The following is a 21527-nucleotide window of genomic DNA, read 5'->3' as shown; positions in this document are numbered from 1 at the left end:
CCTCCCGTCATGGGGCGGAGAGCTGCTGCGGCGCCGGCTGGTGGCCCCGTCCGCCCGCGCCGGCCGGCCCTCGGCCGTACGCGTCGAGGCGCCCCCACCGCCCGGGAATGTCGAGCAGCGCCACGAAGTCGAGATTAGCGGGCAGAGCGGGCCTGATCACAAGGTCTTCGCCGACCGGGTTGAGTCCGAGCATCGTGCGCAGCAGCAGCAGGGTGGCACCGACGGACCACGCCTGCGGGCTGCACGCGGTCGGGTAGTTGACCGGGTACTTGGTCTCGTCGCGGCGGTAGCCGGCGAAGGCCTCGGGCAGGCGGCCGTCGTAGAAGACCGCCGCGTCGAGGATCCCGGCGGCGATCCGGGCCGCCTCGTCGGCGTAGCCGTAGCGGCGCAGCCCCCAGGCGATGAACGAGTTGTCGAACGGCCAGATCGTCCCGACGTGGTAGCCGATCGGGTTGTAGCGGCCCGAGCCCTCGGCCAGCGTACGCACCCCCCAGCCGCTGAACATCGCGGGCGACATCAGGTGGCGAACCAGGGCGGCGGCCTTGGGCTCGTCGACGATGCCGCTCCACAGCAGGTGGCCGATGTTGGACGACAGGGCGTCGACCTGGCGGCCGTCGCCGTCGAGCGCGAGGGCCATGTACTCGCCGTCGGCGACCCAGAAGTCGTGGTTGAACCGCCGCTTGAGGTCGGCGGCCTCCCGCTCCAGCCGGTCCGCGTACGCCGGGTCGTGCCAGACGGCCCGGGCGAGCCGGGCGGTGCGCATCTTCGCGTCGTACGCGTACCCCTGCAACTCGCAGGTCGCCCTGGGGAAGCCGGGCAGCCGCCCGTCGCGGTACGAGATGCCGTCCCAGGAGTCCTTCCAGCACTGGTTCTCCAGCCCGTTGCGGGTGTTGCGCCGCTGGTAGGAGATGTAGCCGCTGCCCGTCAGGTCGGCGTAGTGGTCGATCCAGTCGATCGCCGCCCGCGCCTGCTGTTCGACCGAGCGGACGAGCCCGACGTCGCCGGTCCAGCGCTCGTACTCGTCGAGCAGCACCAGGAACAGGGGAGTGGCGTCGGCGCTGCCGAAGTACGGGGTGTGCGGCGTCTCCTCGAACACGCTCATCTCCCCGTACCGCATCTCGTGCAGGATCCGGCCGGGCTCCTCCTCCCGGAAGTCGTCGACCCGGCTGCCCTGCCGGAACGCGAGCACCCGCAGCGTGGTGGCGGCGAGGTCGGGCGCGAACGGCAGCGTCTGGAGGCTGGTGAGGATGCTGTCCCGGCCGAACAGGCACATGAACCAGGGCAGGCCGGCCGCCGGCACGCTGCGGTCCTCGGCGAGGAAGGGGCTGAACCGCAGCGCGGCCAGGTCGATGAGGCTGCGCCGGTACGCGCCGCGCAGCGGCTCCCAGCCAGACTCCAGCCGGGGCGCCTCGGCCAGCCAGTCCTTGAGCCGGCGTTCCTTGTCCTGGCTGTGCGTCGTCCGCGCGGGGATCGTGAGCCGCTCGAGTCCTCGCGGCATCGGCAGGTCCGGCTTGGCGGTCAGCCGCGTCCGCCACTGGCTGTGCGGTTCGAGGTGGACCTTGAGCGTCAGCCCGTCGTCGTCCAGTTCCGCCGGCGTCGCCGCGGAGACGATCGTCTCCCGCCGGAAGCGGTCGCGCTGGTAGCCGAGTACGAGGCAGCCGTCGTCGACGCGCCGGTAGTGCCGGCCCTTCTTCCGCGCCGTCGCGTCCTTGACCTCGAAGACGTCGGCGAAGTCGGCGTCCACCTCGACCCGGAGGGTCAGGTCGACCGGCCGGTCCTCGTGGTTGATGACGCACAGCTCCTCGTGCAGGCCGGAGTCGAGCGTGTGTATCCGACGCACCGACAGCGTGCTGTTGACGTAGACGTCCTGGCGGCCCGGAACCAGGTAGAACCGGTTCTCGAAGTAGTGGATGTCGTCGATCGCCAGGGTGCTCAACCGTTCCCCGTCGATCGTCAGCACCCACTTCGACAGCAGGCGCGTGTCGTGGGCGAACAGCCCGAGCGGGGTGTCCGGCGACGGGACGATGTCGCCGGCGTGGTCGCAGACCATGAAGGTCGTGCCGTCCAGGATGCCGACCTGCTCGTCATCCATGGCTTCCTCCCTGGCGTCGCGTGTCGGCCGAGGCGGGCGGCGGCGGGAACAGCTTCCGGACGGTCGCGAAGAGCCGGGGGCTGCCCGCCACGGTCGCCTCACCGCGCAGCACGGTGGTCAGGAAGTAGGCCTCCCCGGTGGCGATCCGGTCGAAGACCTCGCGGTCCGCCTCGACGACCGCGTCCCCGCCGGTGGCCGTCGCCTCCTCGGAGACCCTGATGTCGCCCTTCTCGATGGAGACCAGCCAGTGGTCGGTCCGGCCGTCGCGGCTGATGTCGAAGCGCACGCTGCCCTCGTCGATCACCCTCAGCCGGCGGTCGTGCCCACGGCGCGAGAGGCCGTGGAAGAAATCTCGGGTGGCATCAGCCATCGCGACCCCTCCTCACCGGCCACGATTCCCCGGAGACGCCGCCACCGCCTCACCCGGAGAAGGTGAACTTCGCCGAAGCGGCCCCACCGGCGGCGCTCGCCGCCGGTCGGCCCCGCACCGCCACCGTGGCGGGTGGGGCGGCCCCGGCCGACACCCGCCCCACCGCCCGGCAACGCCACTAGCCTGGGACCCGATGGATCCCATCCAGGCGACGCTGCTCGTCGCCGCCGGTGTCGCCACGGGTGCCTTCAACGCGGTCGGGGGCGGTGGTTCCCTGATCGCGTTCTCGGCGCTGATCGCCGCCGGCATACCGCCGCTCACCGCCAAGCTGACCAGCACCGTCGCCGTCTTTCCCGGCAACGTGGCGAGCGTCGCCGGAGGGTACCGGGACCTGCCGCCCCGCGCGGACGTCCGGCGCGTCCTGCCCGCGGCGGTCGTCGGGGGCGTCGCCGGCTCGGTGCTGCTGCTGGTGACGCCGAGCCGCGTGTTCGACGCGATCGTGCCGTTTCTGGTGATCGCCGCGTCGGCCGTCCTCGGCCTGCGGGGCCGGCTGGACGGCCTGGTGCGGCGCTCCGTCCTGCGGCACGGTCGGGAGCACCCGGCGGCCCTGCAGGTGTCCGTCGCCCTGGCCGGCGTCTACGGCGGCTACGTCGGCGCCGGGTTCGGCATCGTGCTGGTCGCCGGGCTGGCGCTCCTCCAGCACGAACCGCTCACCAGGACGATCGCCCTGAAGAACCTGCTGTCGGCCGTCATCTCGTTCACGGCGGTGGTGCTCTTCGTTCTCTTCGGCACCGTCAACTGGGCGGGGGTGGCGATCCTCGCCCCGTCCACGGTCGTCGGCGGTTACGTCGGTGCCCGACTGCTCCGCAGACTCCCCGGCGGCCCGCTCAGGGCGGTGGTCGTCGCGTTCGGGGTGGTCTTCGGGCTGTTCCTGCTGGGGCGCAACGTCCTGTAGACCGCGCTGCCGCGCGTTCGACCGACCGCAGGGGAGACCCGGAACCGACGACGGGACGGGCCCCACCACCCGTTCGGATGACAGGGGCCCGTCCCGCACCGGTCAGGTCAGCGGGACCTGGCGGGCGAGCGCGGCACCGTCGGCCTCGAAGGCGGCCAGGACCGAGGTGGGCGTGCCACCGGTCGCCGGCACCACGACGGTCACCGGACGGCCGGAGCGCACCTGCACCGAGCGCTCACCGAGCGACCGGTCGCCGTCGGCGGTGTGCAGGTACACCGTGCCGGCGCGGTCGGCCCGCACGGTCACCCGTACACCGTCGGCCACCTGCCGCTGCCCGGTCAGCCGCAGCGCCCGCTCGGGCAGCCGGGTCACGGCGGCCGGCGCCACGCCGTCCGCCGCCGACTGCGCGATGGTCTGCGGGCTGTGCACGCTGCGGGCGGCGGTGTCCGGGATGACCGGGGCGCTGGGCTGGCGCTGCGCCGGGGTGAGGCCGGGCAGGGTGACCAGCCCGTAGCGGTACGGGTCGGCCCGTACGCCGGTGAAGGTGGACCAGCCCAGCCGCGACTGGGAGCTGAGGTCCTGGGTGTCCGAGTCGTACACCAGCACGTTGAAGCCCATCTGCGCCGGGTCGATCGCGTCGGGCAGCACCGCGAACGGGATGCGCGCCTCGATGGTGTAGCCGGTGTACGGCGCGGTGACCTTGCTGACCACGGTCATCCCCGGGGCGGTCGTGGCGCCCGGTCCCTGCCGGTTGTCGGCGTCGCGCTGCCAGCACGGCGGGTCGCCGTTGGCGGGGTCGTCGGTGACCGGGAAGATGCCCGCCTTGAACACGGTGGAGGTGTCCGTCGAGTTCCCCTTCGGGTCGACGATGATCTCCACGCTGTCGGTGCGCCGCTGCCGCTTGCAGTCCTGCGGCACCACCTTCTTGCCGAGCACGTCGTCGGTGACCTGTACGAACACGACGAGCGCGTCCTCGGTGAAGGCGATGCGGCCGGTGGCCGAGGCGTCCTGTGGCGTGGTGGCCTGCCCCTCCCAGATGCGGGACAGGTCCAGTTCCTCACCGGGGTACTCGCCGGGGGAGGCCACCCCGTCGACGGCGTGGTCTCCCCCGGCGTGCGGCACCTCGCTGGTCGGCACGATCTCCAGGGCGCCGGTCTCCACGGTGCTGCCGGCGGCGCTGGTGGTGGTGATGGTGATCCCGTAGTCGCCGCCGTCGCCGCCCTCGTTGGCGGTCGGCAGGCTGGCGTCGCTGTTGGTGACGGTGAAGGTGACCGCCCCGGTCGCGCCCGGCGCGAGGGCGGCGTAGCTCTTCGTCGCCGCGTCGGCGGTGAAGCCGGCCGGCAGGCCGAGGGCGACCGTGCCGCTCTGGGCGGTCTCGCCGTGGTTGCGCAGGTCGACACGGACCGTCCGGCTCTTGCCGGAGCCGATGGTCAGCACAGGCTTGATCAGGGTGTCCAGCTGCGGGTAGCCGCTGTCGCCGGCCCAGCTGCGGAACAGCCCCACCTCGGGCAGCGGCTCCAGGGTGCCGCGTACGTCGGCGACCACCCGGACCGCGCGGTCCGTGCGGCCGGTGCCCTGCCCGGTGGTCAGGGACGCGCCGACGAGGTGCTGGGCGTTGGTGTCGGCGCCCGCGGGGACGGTCACGGTGAAGGTGACGGTCCGCTCCTTGCCGGCCGGTACGGCGCCGCGCACCGCGCCGGAGCCGGTGGCCGTCCAGCCCTGCGGCAGCCGCAGGGAGACCCGGGGCGAGGTGAGCGCCCGGTTGCCCGGCGCCCGCACGTGGGCCGTGACCTCGACGCTCTGCCCGGGGGCGAGGTCGAACCGGTCGGCGGTCAGGTGGAGCTCGGTGCCCCGGGGCAGCCCGCCGGCGGCCGGGGGCAGCACCGAGCCGCGCAGGATCGCCTCGGGGGAGGTGTCCGCCGGGTCGTACGGGACGCGGCTGTCGACCAGGGTGTAGAAGTCGCAGCGGATCTTCGCGGGGTCGGTGGGGGCGGCGGCGGTGTTGGCCCAGCCCTGGGTGACGTAGTCCCGGCGGGCGTCGACCTCGATCTCGGCCCAGGTCTTGCCGCCGGCGCTGCGCGCACCCTCCCAGACGCCGAAGACCTGGTCGGTCGGTACGGCCGGCACGAAGCCGGCGGCGCACTGCGGCCCGGTCGGCGAGCTGCCGGTGCCGCCGGTACGCAGGAACTTCGCCGCCCGGAACGGCGTGAGCCCCTCCTTGGTGATCTGCTCGGGGAACGCCTTCGGGTCGGCGGCGGCGTGGAACGCCTCGGCGGCGAACCGGGCGGCCTGCTGGTGGTTGCCGTGGTTGCCGGGCGTGGGCGACGGGTTCATCGTCATGACGATCTCGGGCCGGGTCTGCCGGATCACCCGGACGATCTGGCCCAGCGTGTCGTCGTGCCCCCAGATCTGCTCGGACAGGGGCGCCGACGCGGTGTACCAGAAGTCGACGCGGTCGAGGTTGTAGAGGTTCTCCACCCCGGCGCGGCCGATCGCGGTGCGCTCCTCGCGCTCGCGGATGATGCCCAGCGGCGGGCCCTCCTCGAGGCCGACGGCGTTGCCACCACCCTCGCCCCGGGTGATGGTGACGACGCCGGCCTTGGCGCCGTGCTTCTCCTTCCACTGGCCGAGGGTGGCGAGGCTGCCGGCCTCGTCGTCGGGGTGCGCGCTGACGAAGAGGACGTCCAGGTCGACGGTGTCGGTCGGCCGGGAGTCGGAGGAGGCGGCGAGGGCCACGGCCGGTGTCCCGGACAGGGCCAGGGCGAGCGCCGTGGGTAGCAGGAAAGCCTTGAGACGCATGCAGATCCTTTCGCGTGCAGCGTGGTCCGCGCAGCGGCCGGCGACATCGGACGCGCGGGCGTCGACGTGGGGGGTCGCGGTCGGACGGTGAGAGGGCGGGCAGGGGCGCCGGGCCCGAGGAGCGCCGGCGTCACCTCAGGTACGCAGCGGCACGGGGGTCCGTACACACTGGAAGGCCTTCGCCCGGTGACGCTAGGGACCGGCGCGGCGGCCCGTCAATGCTTTGCAAGGTCTTTCTTAATTTGCGAAAGAAACTAACTCGCCGCTGGTCGCGAGAGCGTCGCCAGTGAGGCCGCCCGGCCGGACGCCCCCGCGGGGCGCGAAGAAGGGGCGTTTCTGCTGCTCACGGAGGAGGCCGCAAGGTAACGAGACGGTCTCGTTACTTGACTCGATAGTTCGTTCGCCGTAGGAAGGAAGTGTGACAGACGTGGTGACACCACCAACGAGCCCGGTGAGCCGGGAGCGGTCGAAGGAGATCAAGCGGTTGTCCGTGATCTCCACCGCCCGCCAGGTGCGGCTGCTCTCGCGCGCCGAGCTGACGGAGCTCACCGGGCTGAGCCCCGCCACGCTCACCCCGCTCGTGCGGGAGCTGATCGCCGAGGGCTACCTCATCGAGCGCGGCCCCGGGACGTCCCGCACCGGCCGGCCCCGGGCGATGCTGGAGTTCAACCCCCGGGCCGAGCTGGTCGCCGCCGTCTCCCTGGAACCGTCCCGGATCAGCTGCGAGATCGCCGACAGCGACGGCACGGTGATCGCCCACCGCGCCGTCCGGCTCGCCGGCGACATCGTCGACACCATCTGCCGCTCGGTGCCCGAACTCGCCGGCGACGGCCTGCCGGCGCTGCGCGGGGTGGCCATCGCCGCGCCCGGCGTCTCCACCGGCGGCGCGGTGCGCCTCGCCCCCTCGGTCGGCCTCGTCGAGGGGCGGCCGGTGGGGGAATCGGTGCAGCGGCACCTCGGGGTGCCGGTGGTGGTGGACAACGACGTGAACCTGATGGCGGCCGGCGAGCACGCCGTCGGTGCCGGCAGCGACGTCGCCGATCTGCTGCTGCTGCACGTGGCCGACGGCATCGGCGCCGGTCTGGTGCTCGACGGGCAGGTCCGCCGGGGTGCCGGCGGGGCCGCCGGCGAGGTCGGCTTCCTGCCGCTGGACCCGACCGACCGTGGCCACGACGGGATTGGCCCGTTCGAGGCCCGCTGGTCGGAGAACGCCATCGCCGAGCGGATGGTGGCGCTCGCCCCCGGGCGGCGGCCGGACTCGCCCGTGGCCGACCTGGTGGCGCTGGCCGCCACCGACGAACGGGCCGCCGCCTACCTCGACGACGTGCTCGCGGCCTGGTCGCGGCTGATCGTCTCCTGCGTCTGCGTCGTCGATCCCGGGCGGGTGCTGCTCAGCGGTGCCGCCGCCCACCTCGACGACGCCGCCGTGGACCGGCTCCAGGCGCTGGTCGCGGCTGCCGCGCCCAGCACCACCGAGGTACGCCGGGCGGTGCTCGGCGACCGGGCGGTGCTGCACGGGGCGGTCAGCTACGCCCTCTCCGCGGCCGCCGCCGGGATGCCGACCCTGCTGCCGGCCCCTTGACCACACACCACGCACACCGCAGTTCCCCCCACACCCCTCGGAGGTACACCCCATGAGACGTCGACTTCTCCTCGCCGGTGCGCTCGCCACCGTGCTCGCCGCCGGCACCGCCTGCGGTGGCGGCGGCGGTGACGACGCGGCCGGCGGCGCGAGCACCGAGAAGCTGACCATCTACACGGCCCGCGACAAGAAGGTCTCCACCTACGTCGTCGACCAGTTCACGGCCAAGTACCCGGAGTACAAGGGCAAGGTCGAGATCCTCAACCTGGGCGCGCAGGAGATCCTGGAGCGGGTCCGCGCCGAGAAGGCCAACCCGCAGGCCGACGTCTGGTGGGGCGGCACCCAGCAGGGGCTCTCCGCCGGCGCCGGCGAGGACCTGCTGACGTCCTGGCAGCCGGCGTTCGCCGAGAAGATGGACCCCAAGTACAAGGACGCCGAGGGCCGCTGGTTCGGAGAGATCCTGCTGCCCGAGGTCATCATGTACAACAACAAGGCGCTCACCCCGGAGCAGGCCCCGAAGGACTGGGACGACCTGCTGAAGCCGGAGTGGAAGGACAAGATCATCATCCGCGACGTGGCCGCGTCCGGCACGATGCGGTCGATCTACGCGTCGATGATCGTGCGGCAGTCCCCGGACGGCAGCAACCCGCAGCCCGGCTACGACTGGCTCAAGAAGCTCGACGCCAACACCGGCGCGTACGCGGCCAACCCGACCGACCTCTACCTGAAGCTCTCCCGCCAGCAGGGCGTGCTCAGCGCCTGGAACCTGCAGGACGTCCTGCTCCAGGCCAACCAGTCGAACATGCCGTTCGGCTACGTGATGCCCGCCTCCGGCGCCCCGGTGCTGGTCGACGGCATCGCCGCGGTCAAGGGCGGCAACACCACCGGCGCCCAGAAGTTCATGGAGTTCCTCTTCGACGACAAGCTGCGCGGCGACCTGGCCAAGGACTACTACCAGATCCCGGCCGTGGACATCGCCGAGAAGCCGGAGTGGCTGGCCCAGCTCGACCTCAAGCCGCTGGACGTCAACTGGGACGTGATCGGCAAGAACGAGACCGAGTGGATCAACCACTGGAACAGCCAGATCAAGAACAAGGGCTGACCGCCCGGGCGTTTCGGGGGCGGGCCCGTCCCGCCCCCGCGCCCCCACCTGACGACCGACCAGGTCCGGTACCGCACGAAGGAGAGGACCTCATGATCGATGTCACGCTGGAGTCGGTGAGCAAGCGCTTCGCGCGCGGCGGCGACACCGCGGCCGTGGACGACGTCGACATCACCATCGCCGCCGGGGAGTTCTTCACGCTGCTCGGTCCGAGCGGCTGCGGCAAGACCACCACCCTGCGGATGGTGGCGGGGTTCTACTTCCCCACGTCCGGGCGGATCCGGTTCGGCACCGAGGACGTCACGCGCCGGCCGCCGAACAAGCGCGACACCGGCATGGTGTTCCAGAACTACGCGCTCTTTCCGCACATGAGCGTCGCGCAGAACGTCGCGTACGGCCTGAAGATCCGCAAGGTCGGGCGGGTCGAGGCGCGGCGGCGGGTCGAGGAGGCGCTCGGCCAGGTGCACCTCGCCGGCTACGGCGACCGGCGCATCGACGAGCTCTCCGGCGGCCAGCAGCAGCGCGTCGCCCTGGCCCGGGCCCTGGTGATCCGGCCGCGCACCCTGCTGCTCGACGAGCCGCTGTCGAACCTCGACGCCAAGCTGCGCGAGGAGACCCGGGTCGAGATCCGTCGCATCCAGCGCGAGGCCGGCACGACCTCCATCTACGTCACCCACGACCAGGCCGAGGCGATGGCCATGTCGGACCGGATCGCGGTCATGCAGTCCGGCCGGGTGCAGCAGATCGGCGCCCCGCAGGAGATCTACCACCGCCCGGCGACCAGCTTCGTGGCCCGCTTCATCGGCCGCAGCAACGTGCTCACCCTGCCGGTGGTCGCCGCCGACGCGCGGAGCGTCACCGTGGGGCTGCCCGCCGGCGGCGAGATCGTCGCGCCCGCCCCGACCGACCACGGCCTGCGCCAGGGCGAGACCGCGCTGGTGTCCGTCCGGCCCGAGCACATCGCGCTGACCTCGGCCACCGAGGCGGGCGCGCTGCCCGGCCGGGTCACCGAGGTGGAGTTCACCGGCATGGCGACCAACCTCGTGGTCGACGTGGCCGGCGAGTCCGTGCAGGTCGCCGCGATCGACGTGCCGGCCGGGATCGCCGCCGGCGACCAGGTCGGGCTGCGGCTCAACCGGGAGCGGATGTGGGTGGTGCGTCCGTGAGCACCATTCCCGCCACGCCCAGCCCGGCGACCGTCGCCCCGATCACCGGCGAGCCGACGCCGCCGCGCGGCCCACGCCGCCGGCTCGCCGACCGCTTCGCCGGCGGCACCGGCTCGCGCTGGTTCCCGTACGTCCTGGTCTTCCCGCTCGCCCTGATCCTCTTCGGGTACGTGGTGCAGCCGATGTTCGCCACCTTCGCCGAGAGCGTCGGCGTGGACGGGGTGGAGAACTACGGCAGCTTCGTCACCGGCGGCGGGGTCGCCCGGTCCTCCCTGGTCACCTCGCTGATCATCTCCGCGGCCAGCGTGCTGCTCTGCGGCATCGTCGGCGTGGCGATGGCCTTCCTGCTCAAGCGCTTCTCGTTCCCCGGCCGCAAGCTGATCGAGGCGATCATCCTGGTGCCGGCGGCGCTGCCGCCGCTGATCGGGGCGATCTCGTTCCAGCTGCTCTACAGCGAGACCGGCATCCTGCCGCGGGGCCTCCAGCAGCTCTTCGGCGCCGAGAACCCGGTGCTGCCGTTCAGCGGCATCGCCGGGGTGCTGGTCGTGCACACCTTCACCATGTACCCGTACTTCTACCTGTCGGCCTCGGCCGCGCTGTCGGGCATGGACCCGTCGGTGGAGGAGGCGGCGTACAACCTCGGCGCCGGCCGGGTGCGGGTGTGGCGCACGGTCCTGCTGCCGATGCTCACCCCGGCGCTGGTCTCCGCCTCGCTGCTGGTGTTCATGACCTCGCTGGCGTCGTACACCGCCCCGCTGCTGTTCGGGGTGGACCAGACGATGACCATGCAGATCTACATCAACCGCACCAACGGCGACCTGCCGATGGCCTCCACGTACGCCTCGGTGCTCGGCGTGGTCTCGGTGCTGTTCCTGCTCGGCATGCGCTGGTACGAGGGGCGGCGCAGCTACCGCTCCCAGTCCAAGGGCGTCGCCGCGCACCGCCGCGAGATCACCAACCCGCTGGGCAAGTGGCTCGCCCTGGCCGCCTCGGTCCTGGCCACCGCGGTCCTGCTCGCGCCGGTGGCGACCATCGCCCTGGTCGCGTTCTCCGAGGACGGCTCCTGGACCACCGAGGTCATCCCGGCGGCGTACACCACGCAGAACTTCGTCACGATCTTCTCCGATCCGGCGGCGTTCCAGCCGATCCTCAACTCGTTGCAGATGAGCCTCATCGCCACCGTCGCCTGCGTCGTCGTCGGCGTGCTCATCGCGTACGCGGTGCGCCGGCTGGACTTCCGGGGCCGGGGCCTGCTGGACGTGGCGGTCATGCTGGCCTGGGCGCTGCCCGGCACGGTGGTGGCGATCAACCTGATCTCGGCGTTCAGCACGGGCAACGCGTTCAGCTTCGGGCAGGTGCTGATCGGCACCTTCTGGATCATGCCGCTGGCGTACTTCGTGCGGTTCCTGCCGCTGGTGTTCCGCTCCAGCTCGGCGACCCTGGCGCAGATCGACCCGTCGCTGGAGGAGGCGGCGCGCAACCTGGGCGCGTCCTGGTGGCGGGCGTTCGGCACCGTCACGCTGCGGCTGATGCTGCCCGGCGTGGTGGCCGGCGCGCTGCTCGCCTTCGTGCACGGCGTCGGCGAGTTCGTCGCCTCCGTGCTCATCTACACCTCCGAGACGGCGCCGATCTCCGTCGAGATCAACAACCGGATGTACTCGTTCGAGATCGGCACCGCCGCCGCGTACGGCATGCTCCAGGTTGTCCTGATCTTCGTGGTGATGGTGGTCTCCGGTCGGCTGGAAGGCGGCCGGCGCTCCAGTCGGGAGGCGGCCCGGTGGACGGCGTGAGCGCGGCCTGGCCGACGGGCGGTGGGCTGGTCCCCGCCGCCCGGATCCCCGGCGGGGAGCTGGCGGCGGTCGCCGGGGCGGCGGACTTCGCGGTGCTGCCCGTCGGCGCGGTCGAGTGGCACGGCCCGCACCTGCCGCTCGGCACCGACCTGATCCTCGCCGAGGGCTTCGCCGCCGAGAGCGCGCTCGGTGGCGACGGCGCGGGGCCGTCCGGAGACGGCGCCGCGACCACCCCGGCCGGCGGTCGCGCGACGGCGGCGGGCCCGCGCGGGGTGCTCTTTCCCGCCGTGCCGTACGCCGCCTGCCCCGGCCAGACCCGGCCGTGGCCCGGCACCGTGGCGATCCGACCCGAGATCGCGGTCGGCTACCTCGCCGACGTGATCGAGGGGATCGTCGCCGCCGGGTTCCCCCGGCTGCTGATCGTCAACGGTCACGACGCGAACATGTCCACGGTCCGGGCCGCCATGGAGTGGGTCTCCGGACGGCGCACGGCGAGCCTGCTGCTGGTCAACTGGTTCCAGCTGGTCACTCCGGCCGAGACCACCGAGCTGTACGGGCCGCTGCCCGCGCGCGGGCACGGCGGCGCGTACGAGACCTCAGGCGTGCTCGGCTTCGACCCCGGCGCGGTACGCCTCGACGCGGTCGCCGACCTGCCGCCGAAGCCGAAGCTGCCGGTCACCCACCCGTACGTGCTGGTGGAGTCCCGGCCCGACCCGTGGCAGGGCTGGTCCGGGCACATCTCGCTGGCCGGCGAGGAGGCCGGCCGCCGCGTCCGGCAGCTCGCCGGCGCCCGGCTGCGCGAGGTGATCGCCGCCTGGGTGGCCGCCCCGCCGCCCGCCCCGCCCACCGACGCCCCCCTGCCCACCGAGGCGTCGACCGGCCCCACGCCCACCCGGGCGACCGCCGGCGGACCCGAGCCCGAGGAGGCGCCGTGACCGTCGACCGCGGACTGGACGTCGTCGACTTCCACCTGCACTTCCGCATCGGCGCGGACGAGACGATCCGGGCCTGCGAGCACGCCGCCGACATGCACCCCGGCGGCGAGCACGAGCGGGCCGTACGCGCCGCCGGCTCCGCCCCGTACGCGCGGCAGTGGCGGCAGGCGTGGGGCTTCCCCGACCCGGAACCGCCCGCCGAGCGCTGGCAGGACGAGGCGGACCGCTGGGCCGAGGAGCTGCGCGCGGTGAACGTGCGCCGGGCGGTCTTCGTCACCGGCGGCGGCAACGACACCGTCGCCGACGTGGTCGATCGCCACCCCGACCGGCTGCTCGGCTTCGCCCACCACGACCCGTACGGCGCCGGCGCGGCGGCCGAGCTGGAGCGCGCCGTCACCGAGCGCGGCCTGCGCGGGCTGAAGCTGTTCGCCCCGCTGCTGCGCGGCCCGCTCGACGACGAGGCACTCGATGCGCTCTGGGGCACCGCCCAGCGACTCGGCGTGCCGGTGCTGATCCACATCGGTCACTACGGCAGCGCCGGCGGCCTGTCCCACGGTCGCTACGGCGGCCCGGACGAGCTGGCCCGGATGGCCCGCCGCTTCCCCGAGCTGGCCGTGGTGGTGCCGCACTTCGGCGTCCAGCACGTGCAGGACCTGCTCTTCGCCGCCTGGGGCTGCCCGAACATCCACGTCGACACCTCGGGGTCGAACCAGTGGGTGCGCTGGATGCCGTACAAGCTGACGCTGGAGGAGCTGTTCCGGCGCTGCTACGAGACCATCGGCCCGCACCGGATCGTGTTCGGCAGCGACTCGTCGTGGTTCCCGCGCGGTTACGTCACCCGCTACCTCGACGACCAGCTGCGGATCTGCCGCGAGCTGGGGCTGCCCGACGACCACCTACGCGCGATCTTCGCCGGGAACGCCGAGCGCCTGCTCGGCCTGGACGACTGACCGGCTGACGCCCGGGCGCGGCGCGCGGCGCCGCGCCCGGCACGGAAGGAAGTAGAGACCGTCATGAGCATACCCGCGCTGACCACCTACCAGCGGCACCACCTGCGGCCGACCTACGACCACCACGTCGGGTACCTCTTCCCGGCGATGGTGCGCGCCAGCCAGGCCCACGTGGTGATGCTGGTCGAGCAGGGGCTGGTGCCCGCCGAGCGGGGCGCCCGGCTGCTGCGCGGGCTGGCCGAACTGCGCGCCGACACCGCCGGTGCGCCGCAGTTCGACGGCACCTTCGAGGACACCTACTACCTGATGGAGAAGCGGCTGGCGCAGGCGTGCGGCATCCCCACCTCCGAGCTCGACGTGCAGATGGCCCGCAGCCGCAACGACCTCGACGCCGGGGTGTTCCGGATGCTGCTGCGCGACCAGCTCCTCGGGGTCCTCGACCGGGTGCTCGCCGCCGGCGCGACGGCCCTGGACTCCGCGCACCGCTACGCCGACGTGGTGATCACCGGCTACACCCACCGCCGGCCGGCGCAGCCCACCACCATCGGGCACGCCCTCGCCGGCTACGCCGAGGCCCTCGCCGGTGAGGCCGTCGCCTACGCCGAGCTGATCGACCAGCTCAACACCTCGCCGTTGGGTTCCTGCGCCTTCGCGGGCACCGACCTGGACATCGCCCCCGCCCGGGTGGCGGAGCTGCTGGGCTTCGACGGCCTGGTCACCAACTCGTACGAGGCGGTGGCCGGCGCCGACCATCTCGTGCGGGTCGGCACCCTCAACGCCCAGGCCCTCGCGACCGGCGCCCGGCTGGCGCGCACCCTGATGGACTGGCTGAGCTGGCGCTGGGTGAGCACGCCCGGCGACTTCACCCAGGGCAGCAGCATCATGCCGCAGAAGCGCAACCCGGTGGTGCTGGAGCACCTCGTCTCGATGGCCGGCGCGACCGCCGCCGACGCTGCCAGCGTGCTCAACAACGTGGGCGCCGCCTGGTGGGAGGACTCCAACAACGCCACCACCGACGTGCAGGTGCGGCTCTGGGAGAGCAACGACCGCACCGACCGGTTCTTCGCCCTGCTCGGCGGTTTCCTCGCGGAGGTCGAGCCGCTGGAGCCGCCGTCGGCCGAGGAGATCGTCGCCTCCGGCGCCACCACCACCGCCGCGGCCGACGCGCTGACCCGGCACGGGGTGCCGTTCCGGGCCGCCCACTCGGTGGTCGGCCGGCTGGTCCGGGGCGGGGCCCCGGCCACCTGGACCGCGCAGGGCGTCCGGGCGGCGGCCGACGGGATCGCCGACGGGCTGACCGACGCGGCCGTCGCCGACCTGATCGCCGCCGCCGTACGTCCCGAGCTGGTGCTCGACCGCGCCCAGGTCGACGGCCCCGGCGCGGACGCGGTGCGCGCCCAGGTGGCGGTGCTGCGCGGCACCTTCGACACCGTCGCCGCCCGGCTGGCCGGCGTGCGCGCCCGGCTGGCCGCCGCCGACGAGGCGCTGGACGCCGTGGCCGCGCGGGGGGCGGCCCGATGAGGGCCCGCGACGCGGCGGCCGGGACGGCGGGGGTGGCCCGGTGAGCGTGCGACTGGCCGGCCGGGCCGCCCAGCCCGCGCCGCCGGCCGGCGACGCGGGCGTGCTGCTCGGCATCGACTTCGGCGGCACCAAGATGGCGGTCGGGCTGGCCGGCGCCGACGGCCGGCTGCTGGCCCGCGAGCGGGTCCCGACGTACGCCGAGCGGGGTGCCCCGCAGGCCCTGGACCGCGCCCTGGAGTTGGCCGCGAAGCTGGTGGGGGAGGTCGGCGCCCCGGTCACGGCGGCCGGGATCGCCTCGCCCGGCGTGGTCCGCTCCGACGGCATCGACCTGGCCCCGAACGTGCCCGGCTGGGACGGGCTGCGCCTGGCCGACGCGGTGCGCGACCGGCTGGCGGTGCCGGTGGTGGCGGTCGACAACGACCTCAACGCCGCCGCCCTGGCCGAGCTGCGGCTCGGCGCGCTCCGCGACGCCGATCCCGGCCTGGTGGTGGGTCTGGGCACCGGGGTGGCGGCGGCGGTCACGGTGCGCGGGTCGGTGCTGGCCGGTCACCACGGGGCGGCCGGCGAGATCGGGTACGCCGTGGCCGGGGGTCCGTGGCCGGGCACGATGCTGGAGCTGGGCTTCTCCGGCCGGGCGCTGGACCGGCTCGCCGAGTCGCTCGGCGTGGCCGGTGGCGCGCGGGGCCTGGCCGCCGCGGCCGAGCGGCCCGGCGCGGCCCGGGACGCGCTGACGGCCCGGGCCGACGAGTTGGCCCGGCACCTGGTCACCTGCTGCCTGCTGCTGGACCCGCAGCGGGTGGTGCTGGTCGGCGGGGTGGCCGGCAACACGCTGATCCGAACCCTGCTGGGGGAGCGGATGGCGGCGGTCCTGCCGTACCCGCCGGAGGTGGTGCTGTCGCGCTTCGCCGACGACGCCGCGTTGCTGGGGGCGGTCATCCTCGCCCGCGAGGCGGTGCCGACGCCCCGCTGATGGCGCCGGCCGGGCATCCTCCCGGCGCTGCAAGCTCTTGCAAGCCGTGAAGCCGGCGATCCACCATGGATCGCCGGCTTCACGGCTTTTGGCGTCTATGGCCAACGCCGATGGCGGGCTTCGGCAATGTTGCCATGAAATTTCGAGAAGTTTGCTGCAAGGTATTGCAGAGCCTGCCGGGGATCGAGCATTGTCTTTGCTACGCGGACGGCCGTCCCCTCTCGTCAGTGCCTCTTCGTCCCCGGAAGTAGGTCCTTCTGTCATGGCACGATCGAAACCGCCCCTGCGCGCACGCATCCCCCGCCTGCTCCTCGCCGCCGCCGTCGTCGCGTCCGGCGCCACCCCGCTCGTGGCGAGCACCGCCGAGCCCGCCCGCGCCGCCGTCGCCCTCAACGACAGCGAGGTGACGGCGAACCTGTGGGAGTGGAACTGGAATTCCGTCGCGGCGGCCTGCACCGACCACCTCGGCCCGGCGGGCTACGGCGCGGTCCAGGTCGCGCCGCCGCAGGAGTCGGTGAGCCTGCCCGACACCGCCGACGGGGTCCACCCCTGGTACGAGGTGTACCAGCCGGTGTCCTACAAGCTGGAGAGCCGGTTCGGCAACCGCCAGCAGTTCGCCGCCATGGTCACCGCGTGCCACGCCGCCGGCGTACGCGTCTACGTCGACGCGGTCGTCAACCACATGGCCGGCGTCAACAACCCCGCCGGCACCGTCGGCTACGCCGGCACGACCTTCACCGGCTACGACTACCCGGCGGTCCCGTACGGCTACGGCGACTTCCACCACCCCGGCGACAACTGCCCGACCTCCGGCGGCATCACCGACTGGAACAACGAGTCCCAGGTGACCAGCTGCGAACTGCTCTCCCTGTCGGACCTCTACACCGAGAAGGAACAGGTCCGCAACAAGATCGCCGCCTACCTCAACGACCTGATCGGGCTGGGCGTGGACGGGTTCCGCGTCGACGCCGTCAAGCACGTCAAGAAGGCCGACTTCGCGGCCATCCTCGGCAAGCTGAACAACACGGTCGCGGAGAACAAGCGCCCGTACGTCGCCCAGGAGATCTTCGACGGCGCCTCGAACGACGCGCTCAAGGCCCGGGCGTTCATCGGCAACGGCGACGTGCTCGACTTCGCGTACGCCAAGGGTCTGCGCTCCAGCTTCCAGGGCTCGATCGCGAACCTCGCGAACATTGCGAACTGGAACCTCGACGCGCCCAGCGCGAACGTCTTCGCCATGGTCACCAACCACGACCTGGAACGTGACGGGGTGGTGCTGTCCTACAAGAACGGCAGCGACTACACCCTGGCCAACTATTTCGCGCTGGCCTACCCGCACGGCAAGCCCTCCGTCTACGACAGCTTCACCTGGTCGAACCGCAACCAGTCGCCGCCGGCCACCGGCAGCGGCCACGTGACCGACACGGTCTGCGGCGGCGCCTGGACCTGCCTGACCCGGTCCACCGGGATCAAGGGCATGGTCGGCTGGGCCAACACCGCCCGCAACGTCAAGACCATCTCGGACTTCACCGTCGTCAACAGCAACGTCGTCGGCTTCCACCGGGGCGACCGCGGGTGGATCGGCATCAACGACTCCGCCGCCGCCAGCACCGCCCAGTTCGTCACCGGCCTCGCCGACGGCGCGTACTGCGACGTCATCTCCGGCGCCGCCACCGCCGCCGGCTGCACCGGCGCCACGGTCACCGTGACCGGCGGGCGGGCCACCGTCACCATCCCCGCCAACGGCGCGGTCGCCATCCACGCCAACGCCCGCGGTGGCCCCGCCGCGAAGGTCGCCACCACCTTCACCGCGACCGCCTCGCTGCCCGCCGACCGCACGCTGCACCTGGTGGGTGACACCCCCGCGCTCGGCAGCGGCGACGCGGGCACCTCCGTGCCGCTCACCCGCACCGCCACCGGCGCCTGGACGGCGACGGTCGACCTGCCGGCGGCCACCGCCGTCTCCTACCGGTACCTGGTCAAGAGCGGAAGCACGGTGGTCGAGCAGGAGGCCACCAGCCGCACCTTCACCACCCCCGCAGGCGGGACGACGACCCGGACCGACACCTACGTGCCGGGACCCGTGGGGGACAGCGTCGCCACGACGTTCACCGTCACGGCCTCCGTGGCCGCCGGGCAGGAGGTCTACGTCGTCGGCAGCGTCCCGGCGCTGGGCACCTGGGCGCCGGCGAACGCCGTGCGGCTGCCCGCCGCCGGTGGGGTCTTCCGGGGCGTGGTCGACCTGCCCCGGTCCACCACGGTGGAGTACAAGTTCCTCAAGAAGACCGCGGCGGGGGTCGTCACCTGGGAGTCCGGCGCGAACCGGAGCCTGACCACCCCGTCGGGCGGCAGCCTCACCGTCACCGAGACCTTCCGCGGCGACACCGCCGGGCCGGTCGCCACGGCCTTCCACGCCACCGCCACCACCACCTTCGGCCAGAACGTGTACGTCGTCGGCAACCTGCCCGCCCTCGGCGGCTGGAACCCCGCGAACGCCGTCGCGCTGTCCCCGGCCGACTACCCCGTCTGGCGGGCCACCGTCAGCCTGCCGCCGAACACCGCCGTCGAGTACAAGTACCTGAAGAAGAACCCCGACGGCTCCGTCACCTGGGAGTCCGGCGGCAACCGGAGTTTCACCACCCCGGCGGGCGGCATCAGCACCCGCACCGACACCTGGCGCTGAGCCACCGGGTGGCCGGCCCCGCCCGGGGCCGGTCACCCTGCCGTCCGGCCGACGTGGCGGTGCGCAGGACATCGGGAGCCTTCCATGCGTTGGTACGCTCGTCCGGCGCGGAGGGGTGCAGACGGATGAGCGAACCGGGCCGGGAGGCGCAGGAGGCGTTGGCCTGGTTCGCCGGTGAACTCCGGCGCCTGCGGCAGCTCTGCGGCGCCCCCTCGCTGAACACGCTGGTCGCCATCTCGGCATCGCTGCGGCAGCCGCTGGCGCGCTCGACATTGAGCGACAAGCTCAACGCCAAGTCACTGCCCGAGTGGTCGTTCGTCGTCGCCTTCGTCACCGCCTGCCGGGCGCACGCCGACCGGGTCGGTGTCCGGCTGCCGGCCGAGCTGGCGGAGCTGGGCCACTGGGACGCGGCGCACTGGCGGCTGCTCAGGATCGCCGACGCCGCCCGTACCGAGGATCGCCTGCGCTCCGCCGCCCACGCCCAGCTCAGCCGCCGCGGCGGGGGCGCCGCACCGGCCGGACAACCCGAGCCGCCCGTCCCGGCAGACCGGCCGGCCGAGATCCTCGGACAGGTGACACCTCGGCAACTGCCGGCGGCCGTACCCCATTTCGTGGGTCGCACGGCGGCGCTCGCCGCACTGGCCACCCTGCTGCCGCACCAGGGCGGCGCACCGGGCGTGACGACGGTCTGCCTGATCAGCGGCACGGCCGGCGTCGGCAAGACGACCCTGGCGGTCGGCTGGGCACACCAGGTCGCCGACCGCTTCCCCGACGGGCAGCTCTACGTCAACCTCCGCGGCTTCGACGCGACCGGGCCGGCGGACCCGGCGGAGGTGCTGCGCGAGTTCATCGAAGCCCTCGGCGTGCCGGCGCAGCGCGTCCCGGCGGGACCGGCCGCCCGCGCCGGGCTGTTCCGTAGCCTGCTCACGGGCCGGCGCGTGCTCGTGCTGCTCGACAACGCCGGCGACGCCGACCAGGTCCGCCCGCTGCTGCCCGGTTCGCCGGGGTGCCTGGTGGTGGTGACCAGCCGGGGGCACCTGCCGGGGCTGCTCACCATCGAGGGGGCCCGTCCGCTCCTGCTCGATCCGCTGTCGCGCAGCGAGGCGTACGAGCTGCTGTCGCGGCGCCTCGGCGCGGACCGGGTGGGCGACGAGCCGGACGCGGTGGACCGGATCGTCCGGACGGCCGCCGGGCTGCCGCTCGCGCTTGCCATCGTGGCGGGACGGGCCGCCGCCCAGCCGGGCCTCGGCCTCGGCCGGCTCGCCGACGAGCTGACCGGCCCGGGCGGTCTCGACCGGTTCAGCCACGGCGACGCGGCCGCCGACATCCGCACGGTCTTCTCGTGGTCGTACCGCAACCTGGACGCCACCTCGGCCCGGGCGTTCCGGCTGCTCGGGCTGCACCCCGGGCCGGAGGTCTGCGTGCCGGCGCTGGCGAGTCTCGCCGGCGTGGCGGTGGCGCGGGCGGGGCGGAGCATGGCGGCGCTCGTCCGCGCGAACCTGGTCTCCGAGCCGCTACCGGGACGGTACGTCCTGCACGACCTCCTGCGCGCCTACGCGGCTGAGCTGGTCGCCGGGCACGAGCCCGAGGAGGCCCGCCGGGAGGCGGTCGGGCGGCTGCTCGACTACTACCTGCACACCGCGTACGCCGCGGACGTGCTCCTCTACGACCAGCGGGACCCGATCAGCCCCGCCCCGGCCCGCGCGGGCACGGCGGTCACCGCGCTCACCGACCGGACGGCGGCGTGGCGCTGGCTGACCAGCGAGCACCGGGTGCTCCTGGCCGTCGTCGGCCTCGCCACGGACGCCCGGTTCGACACGCACGCCTGGCAGCTCGCCTGGACCGTCAACACGTACCTCGATCGTCTCGGGGCCTGGCAGGAACAGTTGGCGGTCCAGGAGCGGGCGCTGCTCGCCGCCTCGCGGACGGCCGACCGGGACGGCGAGGCCCGGGCCCACCGCAACCGGGCCGTGGCCTGCCTGCGGTTGGAGGACCACGACCGGGCCGAGGCCCACCTGCACCGGTCCCTCGGGCTCTACACCGACCTCGGCGACGCGATCGGCAGCGCCCGGGCCCACCTCAACCTCGGCATCGTGGCCGAACGTCAGGGCCGGTACGAGCGGGCGCTGCACCACGCGCAGCAGGCCCTCGGCCTGTTCACGGCGGCGGGGAACACCAACGGGAAGGCCAACGCGCTAAACAACATCGGCTGGTACCACAGCCAGCTCGGCGACTACGAGCAGGCGCTCGAGCACTGCACGCAGGCGCTGGTCCTGCAACAGCAGGTCGGCAACCGGTACTGGCAGGCGCACACCTGGGACAGCCTCGGCTACGTGTACTACCGGCTGGAGCGGCAGGCGGAGGCGATCCGCTGCTACGGCAACGCGCTCGCGCTGTGGCGGGAGGCGGCGGAGCGCTACTACGAGGCGACGACGCTCACCCATCTCGGCGACAGCCACCGCGCCGCCGGAGCACCGGAGCCCGCCCGCCGCGCCTGGCGCGGTGCGCTGGGGATCCTGGAGCAACTCGGCCACTCCGACGCCGAGCGGATCCGGGCCAGGCTGCGCTCGGCGCCCGCGCGGTCCTCCTGACCGCGGCGTCGAGACCAGAGC

General features: G+C 73.4%; 14 protein-coding genes. 11 read left to right on the top strand and 3 right to left on the bottom strand.

The window, feature by feature from the left end:
* Positions 1–7: 7 nt before the first annotated feature.
* Positions 8–2092: a glycogen debranching N-terminal domain-containing protein gene (locus CLT72_RS06950; protein ID WP_101410109.1), complete on the bottom strand. Its 2085-nt coding sequence runs from the start codon at positions 2090–2092 to the stop codon at positions 8–10.
* A complete protein-coding gene (locus CLT72_RS06945; RefSeq protein WP_144082206.1) occupies positions 2085–2462 on the bottom strand; it encodes an SCP2 sterol-binding domain-containing protein in 378 nt (125 codons plus the stop codon). The genes CLT72_RS06950 and CLT72_RS06945 overlap by 8 nt, the downstream gene beginning before the upstream one ends.
* A 193-nt stretch (positions 2463–2655) precedes the next feature.
* Between CLT72_RS06945 and CLT72_RS06940 the strand changes: the two genes are divergently transcribed.
* The gene (locus CLT72_RS06940) at positions 2656–3417 is read left to right on the top strand and encodes a sulfite exporter TauE/SafE family protein (RefSeq protein ID WP_101410105.1); all 762 of its coding nucleotides are present in this window, start codon (positions 2656–2658) and stop codon (positions 3415–3417) included.
* A gap of 102 nt (positions 3418–3519) precedes the next feature.
* Here the strand turns inward: CLT72_RS06940 and CLT72_RS06935 are convergent, their stop codons facing one another.
* Positions 3520–6216 (bottom strand): sugar-binding protein, encoded by a 2697-nt coding sequence (locus CLT72_RS06935; RefSeq protein ID WP_101410103.1) that lies wholly within the window; start codon positions 6214–6216, stop codon positions 3520–3522.
* A gap of 418 nt (positions 6217–6634) precedes the next feature.
* Between CLT72_RS06935 and CLT72_RS06930 the strand changes: the two genes are divergently transcribed.
* The 10 genes from CLT72_RS06930 (at position 6635) to CLT72_RS06885 (ending at position 21506) form a co-directional block, all read left to right on the top strand.
* A complete protein-coding gene (locus CLT72_RS06930; protein WP_101410101.1) occupies positions 6635–7798 on the top strand; it encodes an ROK family protein in 1164 nt (387 codons plus the stop codon).
* A 52-nt stretch (positions 7799–7850) separates the two neighbouring features.
* Complete coding sequence (locus tag CLT72_RS06925) at positions 7851–8900, top strand: extracellular solute-binding protein (protein WP_101410099.1); 1050 nt, start codon at positions 7851–7853, stop codon at positions 8898–8900.
* A 92-nt stretch (positions 8901–8992) separates the two neighbouring features.
* Positions 8993–10066 (top strand): ABC transporter ATP-binding protein, encoded by a 1074-nt coding sequence (locus tag CLT72_RS06920; protein ID WP_101410098.1) that lies wholly within the window; start codon positions 8993–8995, stop codon positions 10064–10066.
* Positions 10063–11856, top strand: coding sequence for an ABC transporter permease (locus CLT72_RS06915; RefSeq protein ID WP_486484194.1), 1794 nt, complete (start codon positions 10063–10065; stop codon positions 11854–11856). Before CLT72_RS06920 ends, CLT72_RS06915 begins: the two co-directional genes overlap by 4 nt.
* Positions 11853–12791 (top strand): creatininase family protein, encoded by a 939-nt coding sequence (locus tag CLT72_RS06910; RefSeq protein WP_250102251.1) that lies wholly within the window; start codon positions 11853–11855, stop codon positions 12789–12791. Before CLT72_RS06915 ends, CLT72_RS06910 begins: the two co-directional genes overlap by 4 nt.
* Entirely contained in the window at positions 12788–13741 is a 954-nt protein-coding gene (locus CLT72_RS06905; protein ID WP_199184502.1) for an amidohydrolase family protein, read from the top strand. Before CLT72_RS06910 ends, CLT72_RS06905 begins: the two co-directional genes overlap by 4 nt.
* A 63-nt stretch (positions 13742–13804) precedes the next feature.
* Positions 13805–15262 (top strand): argininosuccinate lyase, encoded by a 1458-nt coding sequence (locus CLT72_RS06900; RefSeq protein ID WP_101410094.1) that lies wholly within the window; start codon positions 13805–13807, stop codon positions 15260–15262.
* A 40-nt stretch (positions 15263–15302) separates the two neighbouring features.
* The gene (locus CLT72_RS06895) at positions 15303–16232 is read left to right on the top strand and encodes an ROK family protein (RefSeq protein WP_250102254.1); all 930 of its coding nucleotides are present in this window, start codon (positions 15303–15305) and stop codon (positions 16230–16232) included.
* Between the two features lie 262 nt (positions 16233–16494).
* On the top strand, positions 16495–18915 hold the full coding sequence (locus tag CLT72_RS06890) for a carbohydrate-binding module family 20 domain-containing protein (RefSeq protein ID WP_101410092.1): 2421 nt from the start codon (positions 16495–16497) through the stop codon (positions 18913–18915).
* Between the two features lie 125 nt (positions 18916–19040).
* Positions 19041–21506: an ATP-binding protein gene (locus tag CLT72_RS06885; protein WP_101410090.1), complete on the top strand. Its 2466-nt coding sequence runs from the start codon at positions 19041–19043 to the stop codon at positions 21504–21506.
* Positions 21507–21527: the final 21 nt, after the last annotated feature.

Source organism: Micromonospora sp. CNZ309, from assembly GCF_002846525.1.
This window is presented reverse-complemented; position numbering and strand designations above follow the sequence as displayed.

Coding starts and splice junctions, on each gene's coding strand:
- CLT72_RS06950 (WP_101410109.1), bottom strand. CDS start 2,092: ATGGATGACGAGCAGGTCGGCATCCTGGACGGCACGACCTTCATGGTC.
- CLT72_RS06945 (WP_144082206.1), bottom strand. CDS start 2,462: ATGGCTGATGCCACCCGAGATTTCTTCCACGGCCTCTCGCGCCGTGGG.
- CLT72_RS06940 (WP_101410105.1), top strand. CDS start 2,656: ATGGATCCCATCCAGGCGACGCTGCTCGTCGCCGCCGGTGTCGCCACG.
- CLT72_RS06935 (WP_101410103.1), bottom strand. CDS start 6,216: ATGCGTCTCAAGGCTTTCCTGCTACCCACGGCGCTCGCCCTGGCCCTG.
- CLT72_RS06925 (WP_101410099.1), top strand. CDS start 7,851: ATGAGACGTCGACTTCTCCTCGCCGGTGCGCTCGCCACCGTGCTCGCC.
- CLT72_RS06920 (WP_101410098.1), top strand. CDS start 8,993: ATGATCGATGTCACGCTGGAGTCGGTGAGCAAGCGCTTCGCGCGCGGC.
- CLT72_RS06900 (WP_101410094.1), top strand. CDS start 13,805: ATGAGCATACCCGCGCTGACCACCTACCAGCGGCACCACCTGCGGCCG.
- CLT72_RS06890 (WP_101410092.1), top strand. CDS start 16,495: ATGGCACGATCGAAACCGCCCCTGCGCGCACGCATCCCCCGCCTGCTC.
- CLT72_RS06885 (WP_101410090.1), top strand. CDS start 19,041: ATGAGCGAACCGGGCCGGGAGGCGCAGGAGGCGTTGGCCTGGTTCGCC.